The sequence below is a fragment of the Streptomyces sp. NPDC051963 genome (genome assembly GCF_044593495.1).
Classification (GTDB): Bacteria; Actinomycetota; Actinomycetes; order Streptomycetales; family Streptomycetaceae; genus Streptomyces.
The window spans coordinates 477,243-499,247 of record NZ_JBIUCC010000005.1; the positions used below are offsets into that span (position 1 = coordinate 477,243).

The window sequence follows — 22,005 nt, forward strand, 5'->3', positions numbered from 1 at the left end:
GCGTTCTTGGACCTGTCCACTTCGTGAACTCTCATAAATCGGGCGATCTGTGGAGAGTTGATATGGGGTCGGTCACACTCCCGGAAGGTTGTGCAGGTTTGCATAAAGAAAGGATAACGAGAGGTTACGAGAGTCTGTCCTGAATGGTGAACAGTGGTGACGGTTTGGGTTAAGGGAGCTGTTGAAATTGCCCTTGAATCCGGTGTGGAAACTGTAAGGTGCGGTTAAAGAGATACGTGCTGAATTCAACGAGCTGAATCTCGACGGAACGAGGGAGTAACACGTTGAGTGTCAGATTGCGGGCGGTGCCGGGATGGCGCGGCTCCGTGGCGGCGCTGATAGCCGCGGTGATGGTCCTGGGTATCGACCCGAGTCCGGCGTCGGCCGAGGACGAGACATGGGTCTACTACCGGTCCGACGTACTGGAGGCCTGGGAGTACGGCGGTCCGGGCGTGCGCGCGGCGGCGGAGGTGGCCCTGGCCGGCCCGGACGCCGACATCCAGACGTTCATGAGCGTCGACATGCCGAGGCTGGAGGTGGAAGACCTCCGGGTGCAGGCGGCCACGCTCATGGCCGCCGGAGGTCCGGCCGTGCGGGACGCGGCAGGTACCGCCCTGAGCGGCGGCGAGGAGGAACTTCACACCTTCCTGGACAACGGATTCACCACCGCCTTCGAGGAGGATCAGCGCGTTCAGGTGGCGCAGATCATGGCCTTCGGCGGTCCGGGTGTGAAGAAGGCCGGCAATGCGGCGCTGAGCGGCACGGCCGACGACGTGAGCGCGTTCCTGAAGTCGGGGCAGTACACGGCGCGGGCCGACGACAACCGGGTCCGGGTCGCCCGGCTGCTGTACACCGGCGGCACGAACGTGAAACTGCTCGCGGGACAGGCGCTGGACGGTACGGACGACGACGTACAGGAGTTTCTGGACGATGGGTGGGCGGTCGCGGCCGCGCGCGACCAGGAGACGATCACCGTCGCGCAACTCGCCGAACTCGCCGACGCGGCGCAGAAGCGGGCCACCGAGCTGACCGAGACCGCCAAGGAAGAGGCGGCGAAGGCGGCGAAGGCCACGCAGGAGGCCAAGGAGGCGGCGCAGATCGCGGCGGCGGAGGCTGCCGAGGCCAAGGAGTCGGCCGGTGCGGCGGCGGCAGCCGCGTCCCGCGCCGCTGCCGCCGCCGACCGAGCGGCCCAGGCGGCCCGTACGGCGGTGTCCGCTGCTTCGGCGGCGAACGCGACCGCGCGAGTCGCCGCGACCGCCGCCGCCCAGGCGGCCTACGCGGCCAGCCGGGCGGGTGGCGCGGCCTCCGCGGCCAGGTCCGCCGCAGCGGCGGCGGCAGGCGACGCAAACCGGGGCGAACAGGCCCGCATTGCCGCGCAGAAGGCGCGCGACGCCGCCTCCGGGGCGGAGAAGGCGGCGGACGCCGCAGATCAGGCAGGCATCGCCGCCGACAACGCGGCGAAGGCCGCTTCCGCCGCGGCCAGCGCGGGCGCCAACGCTGCCGCTGCCGCGGCCGCCGCGGCCGACGCGGGCCGCTGGGCCGGCGAGGCCGGAGCCAAGGGTGACCAGGCCGTCGCTGCGGCGGCGCGGGCCAAGCGGCTCGCCGATCAGGCCACACGCGCAGCCAACTCCGCGCAGAGCAACGCCAACCAGGCCGCCACCGCGGCCCGGCAGTCGCGGGACGCGGCCAATGACGCGGCCGCGCACGCCAGGGCCGCCGCGACGGCGGCCGACGCGGCAGCCGACGCGGCGGGCGAGGCGGTGGACGCCGCCGCGGCGGCCACCGAGGCGGCGAACGGCGCAACCGCGGCCGCGAACAATGCGGTGAAGGCCGCGGAGCAGGCCTCGACCGTGGTGGAGCTGGCGCGCAAGGCGGACGCCGAGCGGCTGGCCCAGCAGCAGGAAGAAGAGGTGCTGTCGGCCGAGGAGGCAAGTCTGGCCTACGACTCCCGAGTGGCCGCCGCCCAGCACGAGATGGGCCGGCAGCAGGAGCTTCAGGCCCGGACGCGGCAACTGCTGACGGATGCCGCGGCGGCCGTCGACCCGGCGGTGAAGGCCGCCAAGGGCCGACAGGCCGCGGTCAATCTGCTGCCCGGCGCCGGGACCTGGGTGAAGCAAGCGGCCGAGATGGCCCTGGAGGGCACCGACGAGGACGTGGCCGAGTTCGTGGACACCACGCTCGCCGTGGCCATGGAGCAGGACGACCGGGCCAGCGTCGGCCACATCGCGGCGACCACCCAGATCTCCGCGCAGCAGGATGCCGCCCTGGATGTGATGGACGACCCGGTCGACCAGGTGCGCGAGTGGCTGAGCACCCGTGCCTATCCGGGCAAGGAGGACGACGACCGGGTCGCCGTGGCCAAGATCGCGGCCGCGGGCGGTCCGGGTGTGAAGGCCGCCGCGAGCAAGGCACTGGACGGCACCGCGGCCGACCTGGCGGAGTTCCTGGAGACCGGGCAGTACGAGGCGCGGGAGGACGACGACCGCGTCGCGGTCAGCGAGGCCCTCGCCACCGGCGGCCCGGAGGTCCAGGCCGCGGCGCAGGCCGTGCTGTCGGGCCCGCCGACCGGGCTGCGTCCCTTCCTGGAGATTGGTCTGTACAAGGCGCGCCAGCGGGACGCCAACGCCGCCGCGCACATCGCCGAGGTCAACGTCCTGCTGCTGGCCGCCCACAAGTCGGCGTCGCTCGCGCAGAAGGACGCCGCCGAGGCACAGAAGATCGCCGCCGAGGCTCGTAAGGACGCTGAGGACGCCATCGCGTGGTCCAACGCGGCAAATGAGTCCGCCGCGCGGGCGAACACGTACGCCGAGCAGGCCGATGAGTCGGCAGACCAGGCCGAGGACTCCGCGGACAAGGCGGCGCAGTCGGCCAAGACGGCCAGGAACGCAGCCGCGTCGGCCCAGCAGGCCGCGCAGTCGGCCGCCCGCTCGGCGCAGTCCGCCCAGCACTCCGCCGGAGTGGCCAGAGGGTACGCCGCGCAGGCGGACCAGTCCGCCTACGAGGCGAAGTTGTCGGAGCTGGCGGCGGGGAAGGACGCCGTCGCGGCCGCCCAGGCATACGCCGACGCGCTGACGATCACCGCGGAGAAGCTCGTCACGGAACTGAAGGCGCAGATCGAACAGGAACTCCAGGAGTCCAGCAAGCCGATCACGGACCAGGAGCTGCGCGAGGCGCTGGAGAAGCGACTGGTCCAGTACCGGCACGCCAACTGGGGCGACATCAAACCGGGTGAGACGCTCCTGGTCTGCGGCTCCGACGGAGCCGGCGGTATGGGCTGCATCACCAGCACGTACCTGGACCGCCTCATCGCCTCGTACGTCGGCGCGGAAGAGATCGAGAAGTGCCTCACCAAGCCGGAGGTCTCGTGCTTCGAGGGCCTCGCGATGTCGGCCCTGCACATCAAGCTCAAGGGCGTGAAGGCGCCCTGCGTGAAGAGCCTCAGCGGCATGTCGACCATGTCCCTGTCCGCGTCGTCCGACCAGTGCAAGCTGTGGGACAACCTCGAACCCGACGACAAGCCCATCCCGCTGGAGAGGGTGCCGCTCGAGAAGCTGGACGACCTGCACGAGGCGACCGGCCGGTTCGTGTACGTGGTTCTGCCGGGCGGTGAGCTGCGAGTCACCCGGATCGGCAGCATCTACGGGCACATCGACCTCGCACAGGGGCAGAAGGTCATCGCCGCCGGCGAGCTGAAGCTCTGGCAGGGCAACATCAAGTCCATCGACAACAGATCGGGTCACTACCAGCCGAAGGGACCGGAGGCACGGGCCGCCGCAGAGGAAGCCTTCCGTGGCGCCGGGTTCGAAGTCGGCGAGAAGTCCTACAAGGAACGGTGGTAACGGATGTCTCCATCGGAGCCGCAGCGGATGTACGAGCTGCTCGTCGACGGATTCCAGCAGGTGTCCGGGATCCTCGACGAGCGGAAGTCGACACTCGCTGCGGACCCAGTGCTGGCGGAGCTGGCGGACCGGGTGGCGGCGGCACCGGATCCGGAGTCGGACGAGGTGAAGCGGGCCTTCCTGCATGCCCTCGACTCCCGGGAGCTGTCCGCGGCCGCCGAGGTCGTCCAGTACTTCGCTCACCGGTTCCGGTGGGCCTGGCTGCACGCTGAAGTGGAACAGCGCCATCTCGACTGCCTCACACGGGTGGACCGCAGGCTCACCCGGCACTACGAGAGGATGCTGGAGGCGTTCTCCCCGGACTGGGAGGACAGGGACCTCTTCCCCAGTCTGGCGAAGCACAGCTCCCCATGAGCCAAGAGCTCCTGAGGTAAAGCGAAGGGCTCCCGGCCTCGGCCGGGAGCCCTTCGTCGTCGCAGCGCGCGAAAACTAGAACGTGCCCAGCTTCACGATCGACAGCAGTGCGATCAGCTGGATGGCGGACGCGCCGAGGGCCTTGGGCCAGGGGAGGTCGTGGGAGCGGGTGACCATGACGGTGAGGAGGGCGCCGGCGGCTACCCAGGTGGCCCAGCCGAGGAGCTGGACGAAGCTTGCGTCGCCGCCGAGGAACATGGCGACGACCAGGCGGGGGGCGTCCGTGATGGACATGATCAGCATGGAGAGGCCGACCGTGGGCTGCCAGGCGCCGTCGCCGCCGAGCTGGCGGGCGAGGGTGTGGGTGACCACGCCCAGGATGAAGGAGGAGAGGACCATCGCGACGGCGGTCGTCAGGACGATCGGGACCGCGTTCGAGAGGGTCGCGTTGATCGCGTCCTCGCGGGCGCCGTCGAAGCCGAAGACCGCGAGCAGGCCGTAGAGGAACGAGACGATGAGGGCCGGGCCCCACATCGCGTAGTCGCGCATCTGGAGGAAGGTCTGGTTGGGGGCGACCACGATGCCCCTCAGCAGCGCCTTCCAGCGCAGGCGCGGGCCGATGGGGCCGGACGGTGCGGCCGAGCCCGCGTGGTACGTCCCGCCCTGGTTGTACGGCTCCTCGCCGACCGTGAACGCCTGGGTGTGACCGGCGTTGTTGGCCGCGTACGGGTCCTGCCCGGGCTGCGGCGCGTGCGCGCCGCCGTCGCCGAAGTACTCCGGCTCGTCGTAGCCCCCCGCGCCCCGGCCGCCGCCGTAGGCGCCATGGCCGACATGGCCCTGGCCGCCGTAGCCCCCGCCCTGGCCGCCGCTGCCCTGCGGCCACTGCTGCTGCGGGGCGTACGGCTGCGGAGCCGTGGGATTGCCGTACGGCGGACCCGGTGGGGTCTGTCCGTACGGAGGTTGTTGCGGTCGCGCGTGAGGAGCGCCGTTGCTTCGGCCGCGTCCGATCCTGAATCCAGCCACGTCATCGAACGTACCTGGTTCTCGGGGGTCCCGTGCCGGGCCCGGGGTTTCGGGCCCGGCTTTGCTGCCGAGCTGTGACATCCCCTAAGGGGCGGATGGGGCTGTTCTCCGTGGTCGGTCAGGGTGGAGCCCTAGGGAAGGGTCCTTGACCTCCCGGTCAGAAGGGTCCTCGACCTCCCGGTCAGCCGGTGAGACCGGCGCCGAACGCGCCGTAGGTGCGGGCGAGGCCGAAGGTTCCCGGGCCGAAGGACTTGGCGCCGGTGGTGGTGATGCCGGAGGCGCCGCCCCGCAGGCCCCACACCGCGCCGACGCCCACGTCCTCGAAGCCGGCCGTGATGGTCAGGTCGGCGCGGCCGTCCTTGGTGACGTCGGAGAGGAGGACCTCCGAGCCGAAGTAGTCCGTCGACTCGGAGGAGCCGGGGACGCCCGGGGTGTTCTGGGAGAACGTACGGGCCCCGGTGCGGGAGACGCCCTCGGCCGAGCCGTTCATCAGGACGACCAGACCGGTGTCCTCGGCCGCGCCGATGTCCTTGAAGGTGACGCCGATGGCGAGTTCGCCGTAGCCGTCGCCGTTGACGTCGCCGATGGAGAGCGAGCCGCCGAAGGCGTCGCGTTCCTTGTCGGTGCCGGGGACTCCCGTGGAGGCCTGGGTGAGTTCGGCCATGGGGGCGTCGCCGTTGATCGGGCCGCCCCTGCTGCCGCGGATGACGACGACCTGGCCGCCGAGGGTGCCGGTGTGGTCGTCGTCCTTCCCGAAGACGTTGCCGATGGCGATCTCGTCGTAGCCGTCGCCGTCGATGTCGCCGAGGGCCAGGGTGGTGCCGCCGTTCAGCGGGCGCGGCTGGGTGACGACCACGCCGGTGGAGGCGCCGAGGTAGGCGGCGCCCTTGGACCAGCTGACCGTCTCGTCCGAGGGGAGCGGAGTGCGGTAGGTGAGCACCAGGTCGGCCTTCTTGTCGCCGTTGGTGTCGCCCGCGTCGATCGTGTCGATGCCGAACTCGGCCTTGTCGGGGGTGGTGACCTTCTGCGTGCCGCCGGTGGTGCCGGACTTGGTGAAGCCGCCCTTGACGATGTAGGCGTACGAGGCGCTGGTGCCGGAGGCCAGGTCGGTCTTCTTGTCGCCGTTGAAGTCGCCGGCGGCCAGGTTCCTGCCCCACCCGTTGTGCCTGGTGGGCGCCGGGTCCTTCACCGACGTGCCGTTCTTCAGGCCGCTCGCGGAGCCCCACAGGATCGTGACGGAGCCGCCGTCGATGTCCGAGCCGTTGTCCTCGCCGGGGGCGCCCACCGCGAGGTCGGTGTAGCCGTCGCCGTTGAGGTCGGCCACGGCGAGCGCCTCGCCGAAGGTGTCCTCGGCCTCGGCGGTGCCGGGGACGCCGGCGGTGTTCTGGCTGACGACGGTGCGTTTGGCGGTGTTGAGGCCGGAGGCGCTGCCGTAGACCACGGCGACATAGCCCGCCATGCCCTTGCCGGCGACCTTGGCGAAGGGGGCGGCGAAGGCGACGTCGCCGTAGCCGTCGCGGTTGAAGTCGGCCTGGAAGGCGCGGGCCGGTGTGGCGGCGGTCGCCGTGGGGGCCGTGAAGGTGAGCAGGCCGCCGGTCAGTGCGGCGGCGGTGACCGTCGCGAGGGCGAGTCTGCGGTGGTGTCCGATCATGAGGGATCTCCTGTGCTGAGGTCGGAGTCGGAGGGGGTGTGGCGACCGCGGTGGTCAGCCGCTCGGCGTCGCCCGTGGACGTGGCGTCAGCCGCCCAGCCTCGATCCGAAGCCCGGGGTGCCGGAGGTCGAGACGCCGGTGGTCGCCGGCCCGAAGCTCACCGCGCCGGACGTCGTCGGGCCGGTGGTCGTGCCGCGCAGGGACCAGACGCCGCCGTCCCCGGAGTTCTCGCCCGGCGCCGAGACGGTCAGCTCGGCGCGGCGGTCGCCGGAGTGGTCCAGCAGGGAGGTGCGGCCGCCGAAGCGGTCGGACTTCTCGTCGGCGCCGGGGACGCCCGCGGTGTTCTGCGTGTACGAGGTGGCGCCCGAGAGCTTCAGGCCGGAGGCCGAGCCGTACAGGACGGTGACCGAGCCGGTCGTCGCCGCGGCACCCGTGGATTCGCCGGACGCGCCGATCGCCAGGTCGGCGTAGCCGTCGCCGTTGATGTCACCGAGGGAGACACCGGAGCCGAAGGCGTCGGCGGTCTCGGCGGTGCCGGGGACGCCCGCGGTGGCCTGGGTCAGGACGAGTGGGGCGCGGTCCGGGTCCTGGCCGTCCGGGCCGCCGTAGACGACCGTGACCTTGCCGCCCTTGGCGCCCGCGGGGTCGGCGGACGTCTCGCGGTGGTTGCCGACGGCGATGTCCGCGTGGCCGTCGCGGTCGATGTCGCCGACCGCCGAGACGTAGCCGGCGGGCAGGTCCACCAGCCAGTCGGTGAAGTTGCCGATGCTGCCGTCCACCAGGCTGGTGACCGCGTCGTCGGTGCCTTCGAGGCGTCCGTGCACGACCAGTTGGTCGAACCCTCGGCCCATGACGTCGCCGGTGGAGAGGTATTCGATGCCGTACGACGCCGCGAGCGGGCGGGAGCCGTACGCGAAGGACCCGCCGTTGCCGCCGCCGCTGAAGTCGCCGGTCCTGGTGAAGGGCCCGGAGACGAAGTTGAGTTCGAAGCGGCCGGTCGAGCCGGTCGCGATCTCGGGCAGGCCGTCGCCGGTGAAGTCGCCCGCGGCCACCGCCTTGCCGTAGCGGTCGTTCTCGCGCTGGTTGTGGTTGACGAGCGTACGGCCGCCGGACAGCCCGGACTTGGAGCCCCAGACGATGACGATCGTGCCGTCGTTGGTGTCCGCCTCGTCCTCGCCGGGGGCGCCCACCACGAGGTCGGCGTAGCCGTCGCGGTTGAGGTCGGCGGAGGCGAGGGAGGAGCCGAAGGCGTCATCGGTTCCGGCCGTGCCGGGGATGGCCGTGGTGTTCTGGGTGATCAGCTTGTACGAGGACGGCTTGAGGCCGCTCGCGCTGCCGTACACGACGGACACGGCACCCGCCCGCGCCTTGCCGCCGACGGTGGCGCCGGGCGCGCCGATGGCGAGGTCTCTCCGGCCGTCGCCGTTGAAGTCGTACGGGGCGGCGGGCGTGGCCGCGTGCGCTGCGGGGGCGGAGAGCATGAGCGGGGTGAGGGTGGCGGCGAGGAGCGCGGCGGTGGCGCGGAAGCGCATGGGAGTCCTTGATCCATGAGGGAGCCGACGGGTCGTCACTGGGAGATCACCCAGCCGAAATCGGCACTGCCCTTGAGGGAGACGCCGGCGGCGGTGAAGGACTTGGCACCGGTGGTGGTCAGGCCGGAGGCGCTGCCGCGCAGGACGGTGATCGCGCCGTGTCCGTTCTCGTAGCCGGAGCCGGCGACCAGGTCGGCCTTGCCGTTCTTGTCGAGGTCGATCAGCCGGACCGAGATGCCGAAGGCGTCGCCGTACTCGTTGCTGCCGGGCACCCCGGGCGTGTTCTGCGTGTACGACTTGGCGCCCGAGCCCTTCAGACCGGTGGCCGAACCGAACAGGATCGTCACGGAACCCGAGTGCTTGGCGGTGCCGTTGGTCTCGTCGAAGGCGCCGACCGCGACGTCGGCGAACTTGTCGCCGTTGACGTCGCCGACGCCCACCGCCGAGCCGAAGAAGTCGCCTGACTCGCCCGCGCCGGGCACACCCGCGGTGTCCTGGTGGATGACGGTCGGCTTCTGCGCCGGGTCGGGCCCGTTCTCGGAGCCGTACCAGACGGCGATCTGGCCGCCCTTGTGTCCGGTGCGCTTGGTGGACGTCGGGTCCTGGGGGTCCCCGAGGACGAGGTCGCCGTAGCCGTCGCCGTCGATGTCGCCGACCGCGCCCACGGAGCCGTCGGCCTTCGGCAGGCCGATCCGGGCGTAGTCCGACTCGGGGTGGTCGGGCTCGCCCGCCGGGTCGTGACGGAAGTAGCTGATGTCGCCGCCCTCGTCGCCGTCGACGGCGAACGGGTACACGCGCTCGGCTGTCCGGTCGCCCGTCAGATCACCCGCGAACACCTCGTACGTCGAGCCGAGTTCATGGACGCCGGTCCAGCTCGCCGGCTTGCCGGTGCGGGCGAAGGGGCCCTTGTAGAGGCCGGTGTAGCTCTGCCCGGTGACCGTGACGTCCGTCTTGCCGTCGCCGTCGAAGTCGCCGGTCGCGACGCCGGAGGAGTGGCCGCCCCACTCGTTGAGCTGCGTCGCGGGCGGCTGCGGCAGGGCCGAGCCGCCGGTCAGTCCGGACTTGCCGCCCCAGATGACGGTGGCGGTGCCGATGCCGTCGCGGTCGCCGAAGCTCTCGTACTGGGAGCCGACGACGAGATCCGCGTAGCCGTCGGCGTTCAGGTCGCCGGCGGCGAGGCTGTTGCCGAAGCGGTCGCCGAACTCGGCGGTGCCCGGGACGCCGGTGGAGTTCTGCGTGACCACGGTCTTCTTGGCGGCCGAGACACCGGAGGACGAGCCGTACAGGACGACCACGGCACCGGCGTTCTGCACGGAGCCGACGTCGGCCCCGGACGCCCCGACGGCGATGTCGCGGTAGCCGTCACCGTTGAAGTCACCGGCCAGTCCGGACGGTGCGGCGGCGGCGCTCCCGGGCAGGGCGGTGAGCAGGCCGGTGGTCAGAGTGGCGGCCAGCAGAAAGGTGCGCGTGCGCAAGGCGGGTCTCCAACGGCGGGCGGGGATGCCACGCGGGCATCCGCAGTCAGCGGGGCGCGGACCGCTGCCACGCGCTGCGTCCGGCGCGGAGAGGTCGGCGATCAAGAGACCGCCGTTGGGGCGCAAGGGTTGTACGTGAGTTCGGTGGATCTTTGCGTCGGCTGTGCGGTTCGGCCCCCGAGCAACTCAGCAGATCCATGCGTCGGCTGTGCGGCTCAGCGTCCGAGGAACTCCGACGTGGAGAAGGTCGCCGAGGGTTCGGCAGCGATCAGCCCGTTCTTCTCGCCCGGGTAGACGGCGACGGTGTCCTTGGTCTCGCCCAGATACGTCCGTACGGCCAGGTCTGCCCGTCCGTCGCCGTCGAAGTCGGTGGCGGCCAGGACGCGGGTGGTGCCGCGTGCGGCGGGCTCGACGGTCACCGGCTGTGCCGCGGACAGTCCGGCCGTACGACCGCGGAACAGCCGTATCCGCGAACCGCTGGAGACGAGCTCGTCCTTGCCGTCGCCGTCGAAGTCGGCGGCGGTGAGCATGGAGCCGGGGGAGGGGAGGGTGGCTCGGGTGGGGATGGGCAGGTCGTAGCGGAGGGCGGTGTGGTCCATGGCGCCGATGGCGGCGTCGAGTCGGGGGCCTGTGCCGAACGCGCCGAGGGCGATGTCGATGCCTTCGGGGAGTTCGGCTCCGGTGCGGGTCGGTCCGGTCGGGCCGCCGAGGACGAGCGCCGCGCCGGCGGTGCCTTCTGCCGTACGGACGACCAGGTCGTCGTATCCGTCGAGGTCGACGTCGGCGGCGGGGCCGGTGGGCAGGTTGCCGGGCGCGGGGATCGGGGCGGTGGCGGCGCTCGGAGCGCCCTTACGGCCGAACGGGCCGGGCAGGAAGCTGAGTTGCTGGTCGGAGGCGTGGACGACCAGGTCCTCGGCTCCGTCGCCGTCGAAGTCGCCGCACACCGGCTGGTCCGGCCAGTCGTTGCCGGCGCGGGCCCGGTCGGGGATGGCGAGGGTGACGGCCTTGCCGGTCAGGCCGTCGGGGGAGCCGAAGAGGAGTTGGAGGGGGACCGGGGGCCGGCCCTGGCCGTCGTAGGGCGGGTCGGTGGAGACGACGAGGTCCGTGAAGCCGTCCCCGTCGAGGTCGCAGGCCGCCTCGGCGTCGAAGAGGGCGGGGAGTTGGCCCTTGGTGCGTGCGGCGTTCCTGGCCGGGGTCAGCAACTGCCGGGCGGCCGGGACGAGTCCGCGGGCCGAGCCGTAGACGACGCCGATCCCGGCGTCGTCGGCGTGGCTCTGCTCCTTCACCAGGTCGTCGAGGACCAGGTCGCGGTGGCCGTCGCCGTTGAAGTCGTCGGCGACCTTGCTCCCCTTGCCGCGGGGGACGGGAAGCCGGGCGGGACCGTCGTCCTTCGCGGCCTTCACGGGGGTCTGCTCGGCGGCACCGGTGTGCTGGGTCGGCCCGCAGGCGGCGAGTGGAAGAAGCCAGGCGATGGTTGCCGCCGCCACACCTACCGCGCATCTCCGCACGCGCACCGCTCACCTCGTCAGCCTCTTTGACAACGACTCGGTAATGATGCGCGTGTTCGGGCTTCGAGTTAAGAGGTGTGACGTGTTCAGGACTGATACGGCTGCTGCTGGTGCGGCTGTCCGTACGGCTGGCCGCCGCTCGCCGCCTGCACCTGAAGCTGTTCCGCCTGCTCCTTGGTGATCTTCTGCTCCGCGCCGCAGAAGGTGCACTGCGTCGTGTACTTCGTCGAGAACGGGAACAGCGGCACGAAGAACAGCGTGAACTTGGTGACGCGCTTGCGCAGCGTGTGGGCCGACGGGTTGCCGCAGTGTCCGCACACCAGCGTCAGTATCGCGAGCTGGTACAGGTAACCCTTGGTACCGAAGATGAAGATCATGCCGGGCCTTTCTCGGGGACCAGGCGGTCAGCGTACGGTGACGCCCCCTGCCCGGGAGGGACAGGGGGCGTGACGGTACAGAGCTGTACAGCGGTTGTTACTTCACCGGCTCCGGCTCCGGCGCGCTCGCCGTCTCCGTCTCGCCCGCCGGATCGACCGGCGTCCTCACGGAGTCCAGCAGCAGCTGGGCCACATCGACGACCTGGATCGACTCCTTCGCCTTGCCGTCGTTCTTCTTGCCGTTGACCGAGTCGGTCAGCATGACGAGGCAGAACGGGCAGGCGGTGGAGACGATGTCCGGGTTCACGGACAGCGCCTCGTCGACGCGCTCGTTGTTGATGCGCTTGCCGATCCGCTCCTCCATCCACATCCGCGCACCACCGGCGCCGCAGCAGAAACCGCGCTCCTTGTGGCGGTGCATCTCCTCGTTGCGGATGCCCGGGACGCTGGCGATGATCTCGCGCGGCGGCGTGTAGATCTTGTTGTGGCGGCCCAGGTAGCAGGGGTCGTGGTACGTGATGATGCCCTCGACCGGCGTCACCGGGATCAGCTTGCCCTCGTCGACGAGGTGCTGGAGCAGCTGGGTGTGGTGGATGACCTCGTAGTCGCCGCCGAGCTGCGGGTACTCGTTGCCGATCGTGTTGAGGCAGTGCGGGCAGGTCGCGACGATCTTCTTCGCGGACTTCGGCTTCTTGGTCGACTCGTCCACCCCTCCCTCCTCGTTGAGGGACTCACCGAACGCCATGTTCAGCGCGGCCACGTTCTCCATGCCGAGCTCCTGGAACAGTGGCTCGTTGCCCAGCCGCCGTGCGGAGTCACCGGTGCACTTCTCGTCGCCGCCCATGATCGCGAACTTGACGCCCGCGATGTGCAGCAGCTCCGCGAAGGCCTTGGTGGTCTTCTTGGCCCGGTCCTCCAGCGCGCCCGCGCAGCCCACCCAGTACAGGTACTCGACCTCGGACAGGTCCTCGATGTCGCGGCCGACCACCGGGATCTCGAAGTCGACCTCCTTGGTCCACTCCAGGCGCTGCTTCTTCGCCAGACCCCAGGGGTTGCCCTTCTTCTCCAGGTTCTTGAGCATCGTGCCCGCCTCGGACGGGAACGCGCTCTCGATCATCACCTGGTAGCGGCGCATGTCGACGATGTGGTCGATGTGCTCGATGTCCACCGGGCACTGCTCGACGCAGGCACCGCAGGTGGTGCAGGACCACAGGACGTCCGGGTCGATGACGCCGTTCTCCTCGGCGGTGCCGATCAGCGGCCGCTCGGCCTCGGCGAGGGCCGCCGCGGGGACGTCCTTGAGCTGCTCCTCGGACGCCTTCTCCTCGCCCTCCATGGACTTGCCGCCACCCGCGAGCAGGTAGGGCGCCTTGGCGTGCGCGTGGTCCCGCAGCGACATGATCAGCAGCTTCGGGGAGAGCGGCTTGCCGGTGTTCCAGGCCGGGCACTGCGACTGGCAGCGACCGCACTCGGTGCAGGTCGAGAAGTCCAGCAGGCCCTTCCAGGAGAACTGCTCGACCTGCGAGACACCGAAGACGTCGTCCTCACCGGGGTCGGTGAAGTCGATCAGCTTGCCGCCGGACGTCATCGGGAGCAGGGCGCCCAGCGAGGTCCCGCCGTCCGCGTTCCGCTTGAACCAGATGTTCGGGAAGGCCAGGAAACGGTGCCAGGCGACGCCCATGTCGGTCTTCAGGGCGACCACGATCATCCAGATGAAGGAGGTCGCGATCTTCAGGCCGGCGAAGAAGTAGGTGAGGTTCTGGAGCGTGGAGAGGTCCAGGTGCTCAAGACCGGACACCACCGGGTACGAGATGAAGAACGACGCCTCGTAGCTGTCGACGTGGTGCTGGGCGCCCTCCAGCGCGTGCAGCATGAAGATGCAGACGCCGACGGTGAGGATGACGGCCTCGACGAAGTACGCCTGGCCGAAGTTGGAGCCGGCGAAGCGGGACTTGCGGCCCGGCTTGTTCGGCTTGCTCAGCTGGCGGATCACGATCAGGACCAGGATGCCGAGCACGGTCATGGTGCCGATGAACTCGACGAACACGTTGTACGGCGCCCACTCGCCGATGATCGGCAGCAGCCAGTCGGCCTGGAACAGCTGGCCGACGGCGTTGACGATGGTCAGCAGCAGGGAGAAGAAGCCCACCGCCACGAACCAGTGCGCGACGCCGACGATGCCCCAGCGGTTCATCCGGGTGTGGCCGAGGAACTCCTTGGCCACGGTGACCGTGCGCTGCACGGGCTCGTCCGTGCGGGTGCCCGCGGGCACGTTCTGGCCGAGCCGCATGAAGGTGTAGATCTGTAGGACGGCGCGGGCGAACAGGGCCACGCCGACCACGATCAGAACCAGCGACACGATGATCGCGGCGAGTTGCATTTCGGGGCTCCTCGGGCCTGCGAGGGTCATTACTAAGCGGTAACTTATGTCCGTCTGAGACTACCCACATCTTCCGCCGCACTGTAGCCAGATGCACCGTGATCTGGATCGCTGAGGGTTGCCTCAGGAGTGGACCGTGTTATTCGTACCAATTACGGCAATTTATGACTAATTTAAGACGGTGATCTACGGGATCGTCGCCGCCTCCACCGCCTTCCTCCTCGCCGCCGTCCTCGCCGCACTGCTCCGGATGCCCGCCCAGCGGATCGGGCTGCTCGACCGTCGATGGCAGCGACCCGTACCGGTGGTCGGCGGGGTGGCCGTCGTGCTCGCCACCTGCGCCGTGGCGGCCGTGGGGGACCGGACGGAGTTCGCTCCGCTCGGGCCCGGCGTCGGCGCGCTCGTCTGTGCCGCCGGCGCCGTCGCCGCGCTCGGGCTGATCGCCGACCTCAGACGGGTCAAGATGCGGTTCCTCGTGGGCGGTACGGCGATCGCGGCGACCTGTGTGGTGCCGTACCGCGAGACGGGGCTCGTCGTCGGCGCGCTCGCCGTCGGCTGGATCGTCTTCGTGGCCATCGGGTTCCGGGCGCTCGATCACGCGGACGCGCTGGCGGGGACCGTCGGGGTCGTGACCGCCTTCGGTGCCGGGGCCATCGCGGCGGCCGAAGTCCTGGACGGGCTCGCGGTGTTGCTGAGTGTGCTGGCCGCCGCGCTCACCGGGTTCCTCATGCACAACTGGCCGCCCGCGCGCGTGGCGCTCGGCTCGTGCGGGTCGCTGTTCACCGGGTTCCTGCTGGCCTCGACGACCGTGTTCTCGCGGGCCGGCGGTGATCCGGTGACGGGCGCGGGGGTGCTGTTCTCCCTTGCCGCCGTCGCCGGCGCCGATGTCGTCCTCGTGCTGCTGTCCCGCCGGCTGGCCGGGCGGCCCCTGCTGCGGCGCGGGCCCGACCATCTCGCGCACCGGCTGCGGCGGCTCGGGCTCACCCCGCAGGGGGCGGTGGTCATCCTCGCCGTCGGCGCGTTCTCGGCGGTGTTCGTCGGGGTGCTGGTACATGTCGGGTGGGTGGTCCGATCCGCCGTGCTGTGGGTGGCGGGAGGTGCCTTCGTGATCGTGGTCGGGTTGCTCTGTGTACCGGTGTACGGGCCTCGACGGTCTGCGTCTCCGCAGGTCACGACCCAGTTGCGTGTAAGGAACGGATAAGAGTTGAGTCCCTGCGACTCAGGTCTGTTGACCCAGTCGCGGACGTCATGCACACTTGAGTCCGTTCCACTCAAGTCAGCTGGAGGAATCAACCATGGCACGTGCGGTCGGCATCGACCTGGGCACGACTAACTCCGTCGTCAGCGTTCTTGAAGGCGGCGAGCCCACCGTCATCACCAACGCAGAGGGCGCCAGGACCACGCCGTCCGTCGTCGCCTTCGCGAAGAACGGCGAAGTGCTCGTCGGCGAGGTGGCAAAGCGTCAGGCGGTCACCAACGTGGACCGGACGATCCGGTCCGTCAAGCGTCACATGGGCACCGACTGGAAGATCCAGCTGGACGGGAAGGACTTCAACCCGCAGCAGATCTCCGCGTTCATCCTGCAGAAGCTGAAGCGCGACGCCGAGTCCTACCTGGGCGAGAAGGTGACCGACGCGGTCATCACCGTCCCCGCGTACTTCAACGACTCCGAGCGCCAGGCGACCAAGGAAGCCGGCGAGATCGCCGGTCTCAACGTCCTTCGTATCGTCAACGAGCCGACGGCCGCCGCCCTGGCGTACGGCCTCGACAAGGACGACCAGACGATCCTCGTCTTCGACCTCGGCGGCGGCACCTTCGACGTGTCCCTGCTGGAGATCGGCGACGGCGTCGTCGAGGTGAAGGCCACCAACGGTGACAACCACCTCGGTGGTGACGACTGGGACCAGCGCATCGTCGACTACCTGGTCCAGCAGTTCCAGGCCGGCCACGGCGTGGACCTCGGCAAGGACAAGATGGCGCTCCAGCGCCTGCGTGAGGCCGCCGAGAAGGCCAAGATCGAGCTGTCCTCGTCCACCGAGACCTCGATCAACCTGCCCTACATCACCGCCTCCGCCGAGGGCCCGCTGCACCTGGACGAGAAGCTCACCCGGGCTCAGTTCCAGCAGCTGACGGCCGACCTGCTGGAGCGCTGCAAGACCCCGTTCTTCAACGTCATGAAGGACGCCGGCGTCTCCATCAACGAGATCGACCACGTCGTCCTCGTCGGTGGCTCCACCCGCATGCCCGCCGTCGCCGAGCTCGTCCGCGAGCTGACCGGCGGCAAGGACGCCAACAAGGGTGTCAACCCGGACGAGGTCGTCGCCATCGGCGCCGCTCTCCAGGCCGGTGTCCTCAAGGGTGAGGTCAAGGACGTCCTGCTCCTCGACGTGACCCCGCTGTCCCTCGGTATCGAGACCAAGGGCGGCATCATGACCAAGCTCATCGAGCGGAACACGACGATCCCGACCAAGCGGTCCGAGATCTTCACCACCGCCGAGGACAACCAGCCCTCCGTGCAGATCCAGGTCTACCAGGGCGAGCGCGAGATCGCGGCGTACAACAAGAAGCTCGGGATGTTCGAGCTGACCGGTCTGCCGCCGGCCCCGCGCGGTGTCCCGCAGATCGAGGTCGCCTTCGACATCGACGCCAACGGCATCATGCACGTGACCGCGAAGGACCTGGGCACGGGCAAGGAGCAGAAGATGACCGTCACCGGTGGCTCCTCGCTGCCGAAGGACGAGGTCAACCGGATGCGCGAAGAGGCCGAGAAGTACGCGGAGGAGGACCACGCCCGCCGCGAGGCCGCCGAGACGCGCAACCAGGGCGAGCAGCTCGTCTACCAGACGGAGAAGTTCCTCAAGGACAACGAGGACAAGGTCCCCGGCGAGATCAAGACCGAGGTCGAGGCCTCCGTCGAGGAGCTGAAGGAAGCCCTCAAGGGGGAGGAAACCGCCGAGATCCGCACGGCCACCGAGAAGGTCGCGGCCGTCTCGCAGAAGCTCGGCCAGGCCATGTACGCCGACGCCCAGGCCGCGCAGCAGGCCGCGGGCGGTCCCGAGGGTGCCGCCGAAGGCGGCGCCAAGGCCGACGACGACGTCGTGGACGCCGAGATCGTGGACGACGAGCGCAAGGACGGTGCGGCGTGACCGAGGAGACCCCGGGCTTCGACGAGAAGCCCGACGTCCCCTCCGGCGCGACCCCTGACGACGCCGAGCCGAAGGCGGCTCCCGAACAGGGGGCGGCCCCGGCCGGGGACGTGAACGCGGACGCGGGCCTGCTGGCCCAGCTGGACCAGGTGCGTACGGCGCTCAACGAGCGCACCGCGGACCTCCAGCGGCTCCAGGCCGAGTTCGCGAACTACCGCCGCCGGGTCGAGCGTGACCGGATCGCGGTCAAGGAGATCGCCATCGCGAACCTCCTGACCGAGCTCCTGCCCGTGCTCGACGACATCGGCCGCGCCCGGGACCACGGCGAGTTCGTCGGCGGATTCAAGTCCGTCGGGGAGTCGCTGGAGACCGTCGCGGCGAAGATGGGACTCCAGCAGTTCGGCAAGGAGGGCGAGCCCTTCGACCCGACGATCCACGAAGCGCTGATGCACTCCTACGCGCCGGATGTCACCGAGACGACCTGCGTCGCGATTCTCCAGCCGGGGTATCGCTTCGGCGAGCGCACCATCCGCCCCGCGCGGGTGGCCGTCGCCGAGCCCCAGCCGGGTGCGCAGACGGTCAAGGCCGAGGACGGGACGGAGACGTCCGCCGCGGACGAAAAGGAGAGCGGTGGCCCGGACGAGGGCTGACGTTGAACTGACGACAAGAGCGACGAGAGAGGAGGGACGTCGAGGATGAGCACCAAGGACTTCATCGAGAAGGACTACTACAAGGTCCTCGGCGTCCCCAAGGACGCCACCGAGGCCGAGATCAAGAAGGCGTACCGGAAGCTCGCCCGCGAGTACCACCCGGACGCCAACAAGGGCAACGCCAAGGCCGAGGAGCGCTTCAAGGAGATCTCCGAGGCGAACGACATACTCGGCGACCCCAAGAAGCGCAAGGAATACGACGAGGCACGCGCCCTCTTCGGCAACGGCGGGTTCCGTCCGGGGCCGGGCGGCGCGGGCGGCGGCAACTTCAACTTCGACCTGGGTGACCTCTTCGGAGGCGGCACCCAGGGCGGGGCGAACGCCGGCGGCTTCGGCGGCGGCATCGGTGACGTCTTCGGGGGCCTGTTCAACCGCGGCGGCGCCACCACACGCACCCAGCCGCGGCGCGGCCAGGACATCGAGTCCGAGGTCACCCTCAGCTTCACCGAGGCGATCGAGGGCGCGACGGTCCCGCTGCGGATGTCCTCGCAGTCACCCTGCAAGGCCTGTTCGGGCACGGGCGACGCGAACGGCAACCCGCGGGTCTGCCCGACGTGCGTGGGAACCGGCCAGGTGGCCAGGGGCTCGGGCGGAGGCTTCTCCCTCACGGACCCCTGCCCGGACTGCAAGGGCCGCGGTCTGATCGCGGAGAACCCCTGCGAGGTCTGCAAGGGCAGCGGCCGGGCCAAGTCCTCGCGCACGATGCAGGTCCGCATCCCGGCCGGGGTGTCGGACGGCCAGCGCATCCGTCTGCGCGGCAAGGGCGCACCCGGCGAACGGGGCGGCCCGGCGGGCGACTTGTACGTCGTCGTGCATGTCGACGTACACCCGGTCTTCGGCCGCAAGGACGACAACCTGACGGTGACCGTGCCGGTCACGTTCACCGAGGCGGCGCTGGGCGGAGAGGTCCGCGTCCCGACGCTGGGCGGCCCGCCCGTGACCCTGAAGCTGCCGCCGGGCACGCCCAACGGCCGCACCATGCGGGCGCGGGGCAAGGGCGCGGTCCGCAAGGACGGCACACGCGGCGACCTGTTGGTCACCGTCGAGGTGAGTGTCCCGAAGGACCTGACGGGGAAGGCTCGTGACGCACTCGAGGCGTATCGCGAGGCGACCGCGGGCGAGGATCCGCGGGCTGAGCTGTTCCAGGCAGCGAAGGGAGCTTGATGGAGATGGACGGCCGTCGACGCAACCCGTATGAGCTGACCGAGGAGACCCCGGTCTACGTCATTTCGGTGGCGGCCCAGCTGTCCGGCCTGCACCCGCAGACACTGCGCCAGTACGACCGTCTGGGCCTCGTGTCTCCGGACCGCACCGCCGGGCGCGGCCGCCGCTACTCGGCCCGCGACATCGAACTGCTGCGCACCGTGCAGCAGTTGTCGCAGGACGAGGGCATCAACCTGGCCGGCATCAAGCGCATCATCGAACTGGAGAACCAGGTCGCGGCGCTTCAGGCCCGGATGTCCGAGATGCAGGCCGCGCTGGACGGCGCGGCGGCGGCGATGCAGCAGCGGGAAGCGGCCGTCCATGCCTCCTACCGCCGGGACCTGGTCCCGTACCAGGAGGTCCAGCAGACCAGCGCGCTGGTGGTGTGGCGGCCGAAGGGACGGCAGTCGGACTGACCGACGCGGACGTGTGGAGAGGGCCGGGAGGTTGGCGAACCTCCCGGCCCTCTCCACGTCGTGATCACCTTTCGATCACAGATCCGCGATTTTTCGAAGATCAATTGTATATCTTGCGCTCCACCCCCGGAAAGCATCAAGGGGACTCTCCAAAGGAGTTGGAGTGCAACGCACCAACCGAAGACGGTGGATCCAGGCCGCGGCGGCGATGACGCTGGCCCGGATTCCTGGCCGGTGACCCGTCGGTCGCGCCCTTCCCGGCGCAGAGCGACGAGATCGTGAACAGTCCCGCCCAGGCCGTCACCCTCGGCGACGCCGCCCCGGACATAGCCGAGCTGCTGGGCCTCAGCGAGGAGCAGGCCGCCCGGCGCAACGCGAAGATCCGGAACCGGCGCATCGAGCTGGTCTCCCAGCGCACCGAGACCTCCTCCGTGTATGTGAACCCGGACGGCACGCTGACCGCCGAGTCGTACGCCGGGCCGGTGCGGGTCCAGCAGGACGACGGCTCCTGGCAGCACATCGACACGGAACTCGCCGACGAGGGCGCCGCGTTGGAGCCCGAGGCCGCAGCCGCCGACATCACCGTCTCCGACGGCGGCGACAAGAAGCTGGCCTCCGTCTCGGAGGGCGGCGCCTCCATGGCGCTCGGCTGGGAGGACACCCTGTCCACGCCGACCGTCAAGGAGGACACCGCCTCCTACGACCTGGGCGACGGCCAGACCCTGACGGTCACCGCCCTGAAGCAGGGCTTCTCCCAGAACGTCCTCCTCGACGAGGCGCCCACCGGCGACCTCACCTACCGCATCCCGGTCATCCTCAAGGGCCTGACCCTGTCCGAGGCGGACTCCGGACACCTGCTGCTGAAGAACAAGGCGGGCAAGCTGGTCGCCGAGGCCCCGGCGCCGATGATGTGGGACTCCTCGGTGGGCAAGAAGTCCGGTGAGTCCAAGCATCTCGCCGCCGTGGACACCGAGATCGAGACCGCGGCCGACGGCGCCCAGACCCTCGTACTGCGCCCGGACGCCGACTACTTCACGCAGGACCTGACGTACCCGGTCACCGTCGACCCGACCAGCACCCTGGCGGTCACCACCGACACCTGGGTCGCCACCAACTACCCCGACTCCCAGGTCTCCTCGACCGAGTTGAAGTCGGGCACGTACAACGCCGGTACCACCGTGGCGCGTTCGTTCCTGAAGTTCGATCTCGCGGGCTACGAGGGCGTCCACGTCATCGACACCAACCTGGCGCTGTACTCGTACTGGTCCTCCGCCTGCACGGTGGGCACCGGCACGGCCGTGCGGCGGATCACCGAGTCCTGGTCGTCGTCCACCGTCACCTGGGCCGATCCGCCCGCCGCCACCACCACGGGGCAGGTGATCAACACCGCCGCCAAGGGCTACTCCGCGGACTGCCCGGCCGGCACGATGAACTTCGACATCGACACCATCGTCAGGGCGTGGACCAGCGGCACGGCCAACCACGGCCTGCTGGTCCGCGGTGTCGACGAGACCGACTCCTCCACCTGGCGGCGCTTCCACTCCGCCAACCACGTCTCCGGCGACGGCTCTACGGAACCGCACCTGACGATCACGTACAACTCCTACCCCGAGGTGCCGGCCGCGCCCGCCCTGGCGCCGGTCACCGGCACCAACGTGATCACCTCGACCACGCCCGTGCTGTCGACCCTGGTGAACGACGGCGATCCGCAGCGGGCGCGCGCCCAGTACGCCATCGAGCCGGACCCGGCGTACAACGACACGACGTACACGCTCACCACGGACACCCCCTACGTCGACACCATGGAGGTCGCCACCCTCGCCCTACCGGTGGAGAACCCGCTGCCCAACGGCAAGCACCTGAGGGTGCGGGCCCGTGCCTACGACGGGAGCGACTACTCCACGGCCTGGAGCGCCTGGAAGACCTTCATGGTCGACACCTCAAAGGCCCCGCGCCCGAGGTGCCCACCGACCTCGCGACCGGTGCCGTCCAGACCACGACCCCGCTGCTCACCGGCGTCGTCACGGCCGCGGGCCGGGGTGCCGTGTCCGCCGAGTACCTGCTCTACGACGCCGCCGGCAACGCCGTGGGCCAGCCCCTCACCGCCGCCGTCCAGGACGGCGACCGGGCCGTCGCGAAGGTGTCGGACGGGCTGCTCACCGACGGCGCCACCTACCGCTGGAAGATGCGAGCCTGCGCGGACGGCGTGTGCTCCGCCTACACCGCGCTGCAGACGTTCACGCTGGACGTGACCGAGGAGACCGGGAGCTCCGGCACCACCGGCACCGCGCCCGAGGCGGTCACCGACCTCAAGGCCGTGCCCGGCGAGCA

General features: G+C 70.1%; 15 protein-coding genes. 8 read left to right on the forward strand and 7 right to left on the reverse strand.

The features are described from left to right. Positions 1-284: 284 nt before the first annotated feature. Positions 285-3,839 carry a chemotaxis protein gene (locus ACIHFB_RS22920; protein ID WP_400127750.1) on the forward strand — a complete coding sequence of 1,185 codons (3,555 nt, stop codon included), beginning with the start codon at positions 285-287 and terminating at the stop codon, positions 3,837-3,839. Between the two features lie 3 nt (positions 3,840-3,842). Next, a complete protein-coding gene (locus ACIHFB_RS22925) occupies positions 3,843-4,253 on the forward strand; it encodes a hypothetical protein (RefSeq protein ID WP_400127751.1) in 411 nt (136 codons plus the stop codon). A 75-nt stretch (positions 4,254-4,328) separates the two neighbouring features. Here ACIHFB_RS22925 and ACIHFB_RS22930 read toward each other — a convergent pair whose 3' ends face one another. The 7 genes from ACIHFB_RS22930 to ACIHFB_RS22960 all read right to left on the reverse strand — a co-directional run bounded on the left by ACIHFB_RS22930 (position 4,329) and on the right by ACIHFB_RS22960 (position 14,199). Continuing rightward, positions 4,329-5,357 (reverse strand): Yip1 family protein, encoded by a 1,029-nt coding sequence (locus ACIHFB_RS22930; protein ID WP_400127752.1) that lies wholly within the window; start codon positions 5,355-5,357, stop codon positions 4,329-4,331. A gap of 100 nt (positions 5,358-5,457) precedes the next feature. Continuing rightward, positions 5,458-6,927 carry an FG-GAP repeat protein gene (locus tag ACIHFB_RS22935; RefSeq protein WP_400127753.1) on the reverse strand — a complete coding sequence of 490 codons (1,470 nt, stop codon included), beginning with the start codon at positions 6,925-6,927 and terminating at the stop codon, positions 5,458-5,460. 86 nt (positions 6,928-7,013) lie between these two features. Continuing rightward, the gene (locus tag ACIHFB_RS22940) at positions 7,014-8,459 is read right to left on the reverse strand and encodes a hypothetical protein (RefSeq protein WP_400127754.1); all 1,446 of its coding nucleotides are present in this window, start codon (positions 8,457-8,459) and stop codon (positions 7,014-7,016) included. 35 nt (positions 8,460-8,494) lie between these two features. Beyond that, the gene (locus tag ACIHFB_RS22945; protein ID WP_365272479.1) at positions 8,495-9,934 is read right to left on the reverse strand and encodes a hypothetical protein; all 1,440 of its coding nucleotides are present in this window, start codon (positions 9,932-9,934) and stop codon (positions 8,495-8,497) included. A gap of 215 nt (positions 9,935-10,149) precedes the next feature. Further along, on the reverse strand, positions 10,150-11,448 hold the full coding sequence (locus tag ACIHFB_RS22950) for an FG-GAP repeat domain-containing protein (protein WP_400127755.1): 1,299 nt from the start codon (positions 11,446-11,448) through the stop codon (positions 10,150-10,152). An 80-nt stretch (positions 11,449-11,528) separates the two neighbouring features. Beyond that, entirely contained in the window at positions 11,529-11,816 is a 288-nt protein-coding gene (locus tag ACIHFB_RS22955; RefSeq protein WP_400127876.1) for a zinc-ribbon domain-containing protein, read from the reverse strand. 100 nt (positions 11,817-11,916) lie between these two features. After that, the gene (locus tag ACIHFB_RS22960; protein WP_365272482.1) at positions 11,917-14,199 is read right to left on the reverse strand and encodes a (Fe-S)-binding protein; all 2,283 of its coding nucleotides are present in this window, start codon (positions 14,197-14,199) and stop codon (positions 11,917-11,919) included. Between the two features lie 181 nt (positions 14,200-14,380). Between ACIHFB_RS22960 and ACIHFB_RS22965 the strand changes: the two genes are divergently transcribed. The 6 genes from ACIHFB_RS22965 (at position 14,381) to ACIHFB_RS22990 (ending at position 21,926) form a co-directional block, all read left to right on the forward strand. Then, positions 14,381-15,400, forward strand: coding sequence for an MraY family glycosyltransferase (locus ACIHFB_RS22965; RefSeq protein ID WP_365272485.1), 1,020 nt, complete (start codon positions 14,381-14,383; stop codon positions 15,398-15,400). Positions 15,401-15,494: 94 nt separating this feature from the next. After that, entirely contained in the window at positions 15,495-17,345 is a 1,851-nt protein-coding gene (gene dnaK / locus ACIHFB_RS22970) for a molecular chaperone DnaK (protein WP_365272488.1), read from the forward strand. Further along, complete coding sequence (gene grpE / locus ACIHFB_RS22975; RefSeq protein WP_365272491.1) at positions 17,342-17,995, forward strand: nucleotide exchange factor GrpE; 654 nt, start codon at positions 17,342-17,344, stop codon at positions 17,993-17,995. The genes dnaK and grpE overlap by 4 nt, the downstream gene beginning before the upstream one ends. Before the next feature lie 45 nt (positions 17,996-18,040). After that, positions 18,041-19,219 (forward strand): molecular chaperone DnaJ, encoded by a 1,179-nt coding sequence (gene dnaJ / locus ACIHFB_RS22980; RefSeq protein ID WP_365272494.1) that lies wholly within the window; start codon positions 18,041-18,043, stop codon positions 19,217-19,219. Positions 19,220-19,224: 5 nt separating this feature from the next. Further along, positions 19,225-19,674, forward strand: coding sequence for a heat shock protein transcriptional repressor HspR (locus ACIHFB_RS22985; RefSeq protein WP_365272497.1), 450 nt, complete (start codon positions 19,225-19,227; stop codon positions 19,672-19,674). Between the two features lie 278 nt (positions 19,675-19,952). Continuing rightward, a complete protein-coding gene (locus tag ACIHFB_RS22990; RefSeq protein ID WP_365272500.1) occupies positions 19,953-21,926 on the forward strand; it encodes a DNRLRE domain-containing protein in 1,974 nt (657 codons plus the stop codon). Positions 21,927-22,005 lie beyond the last annotated feature (79 nt).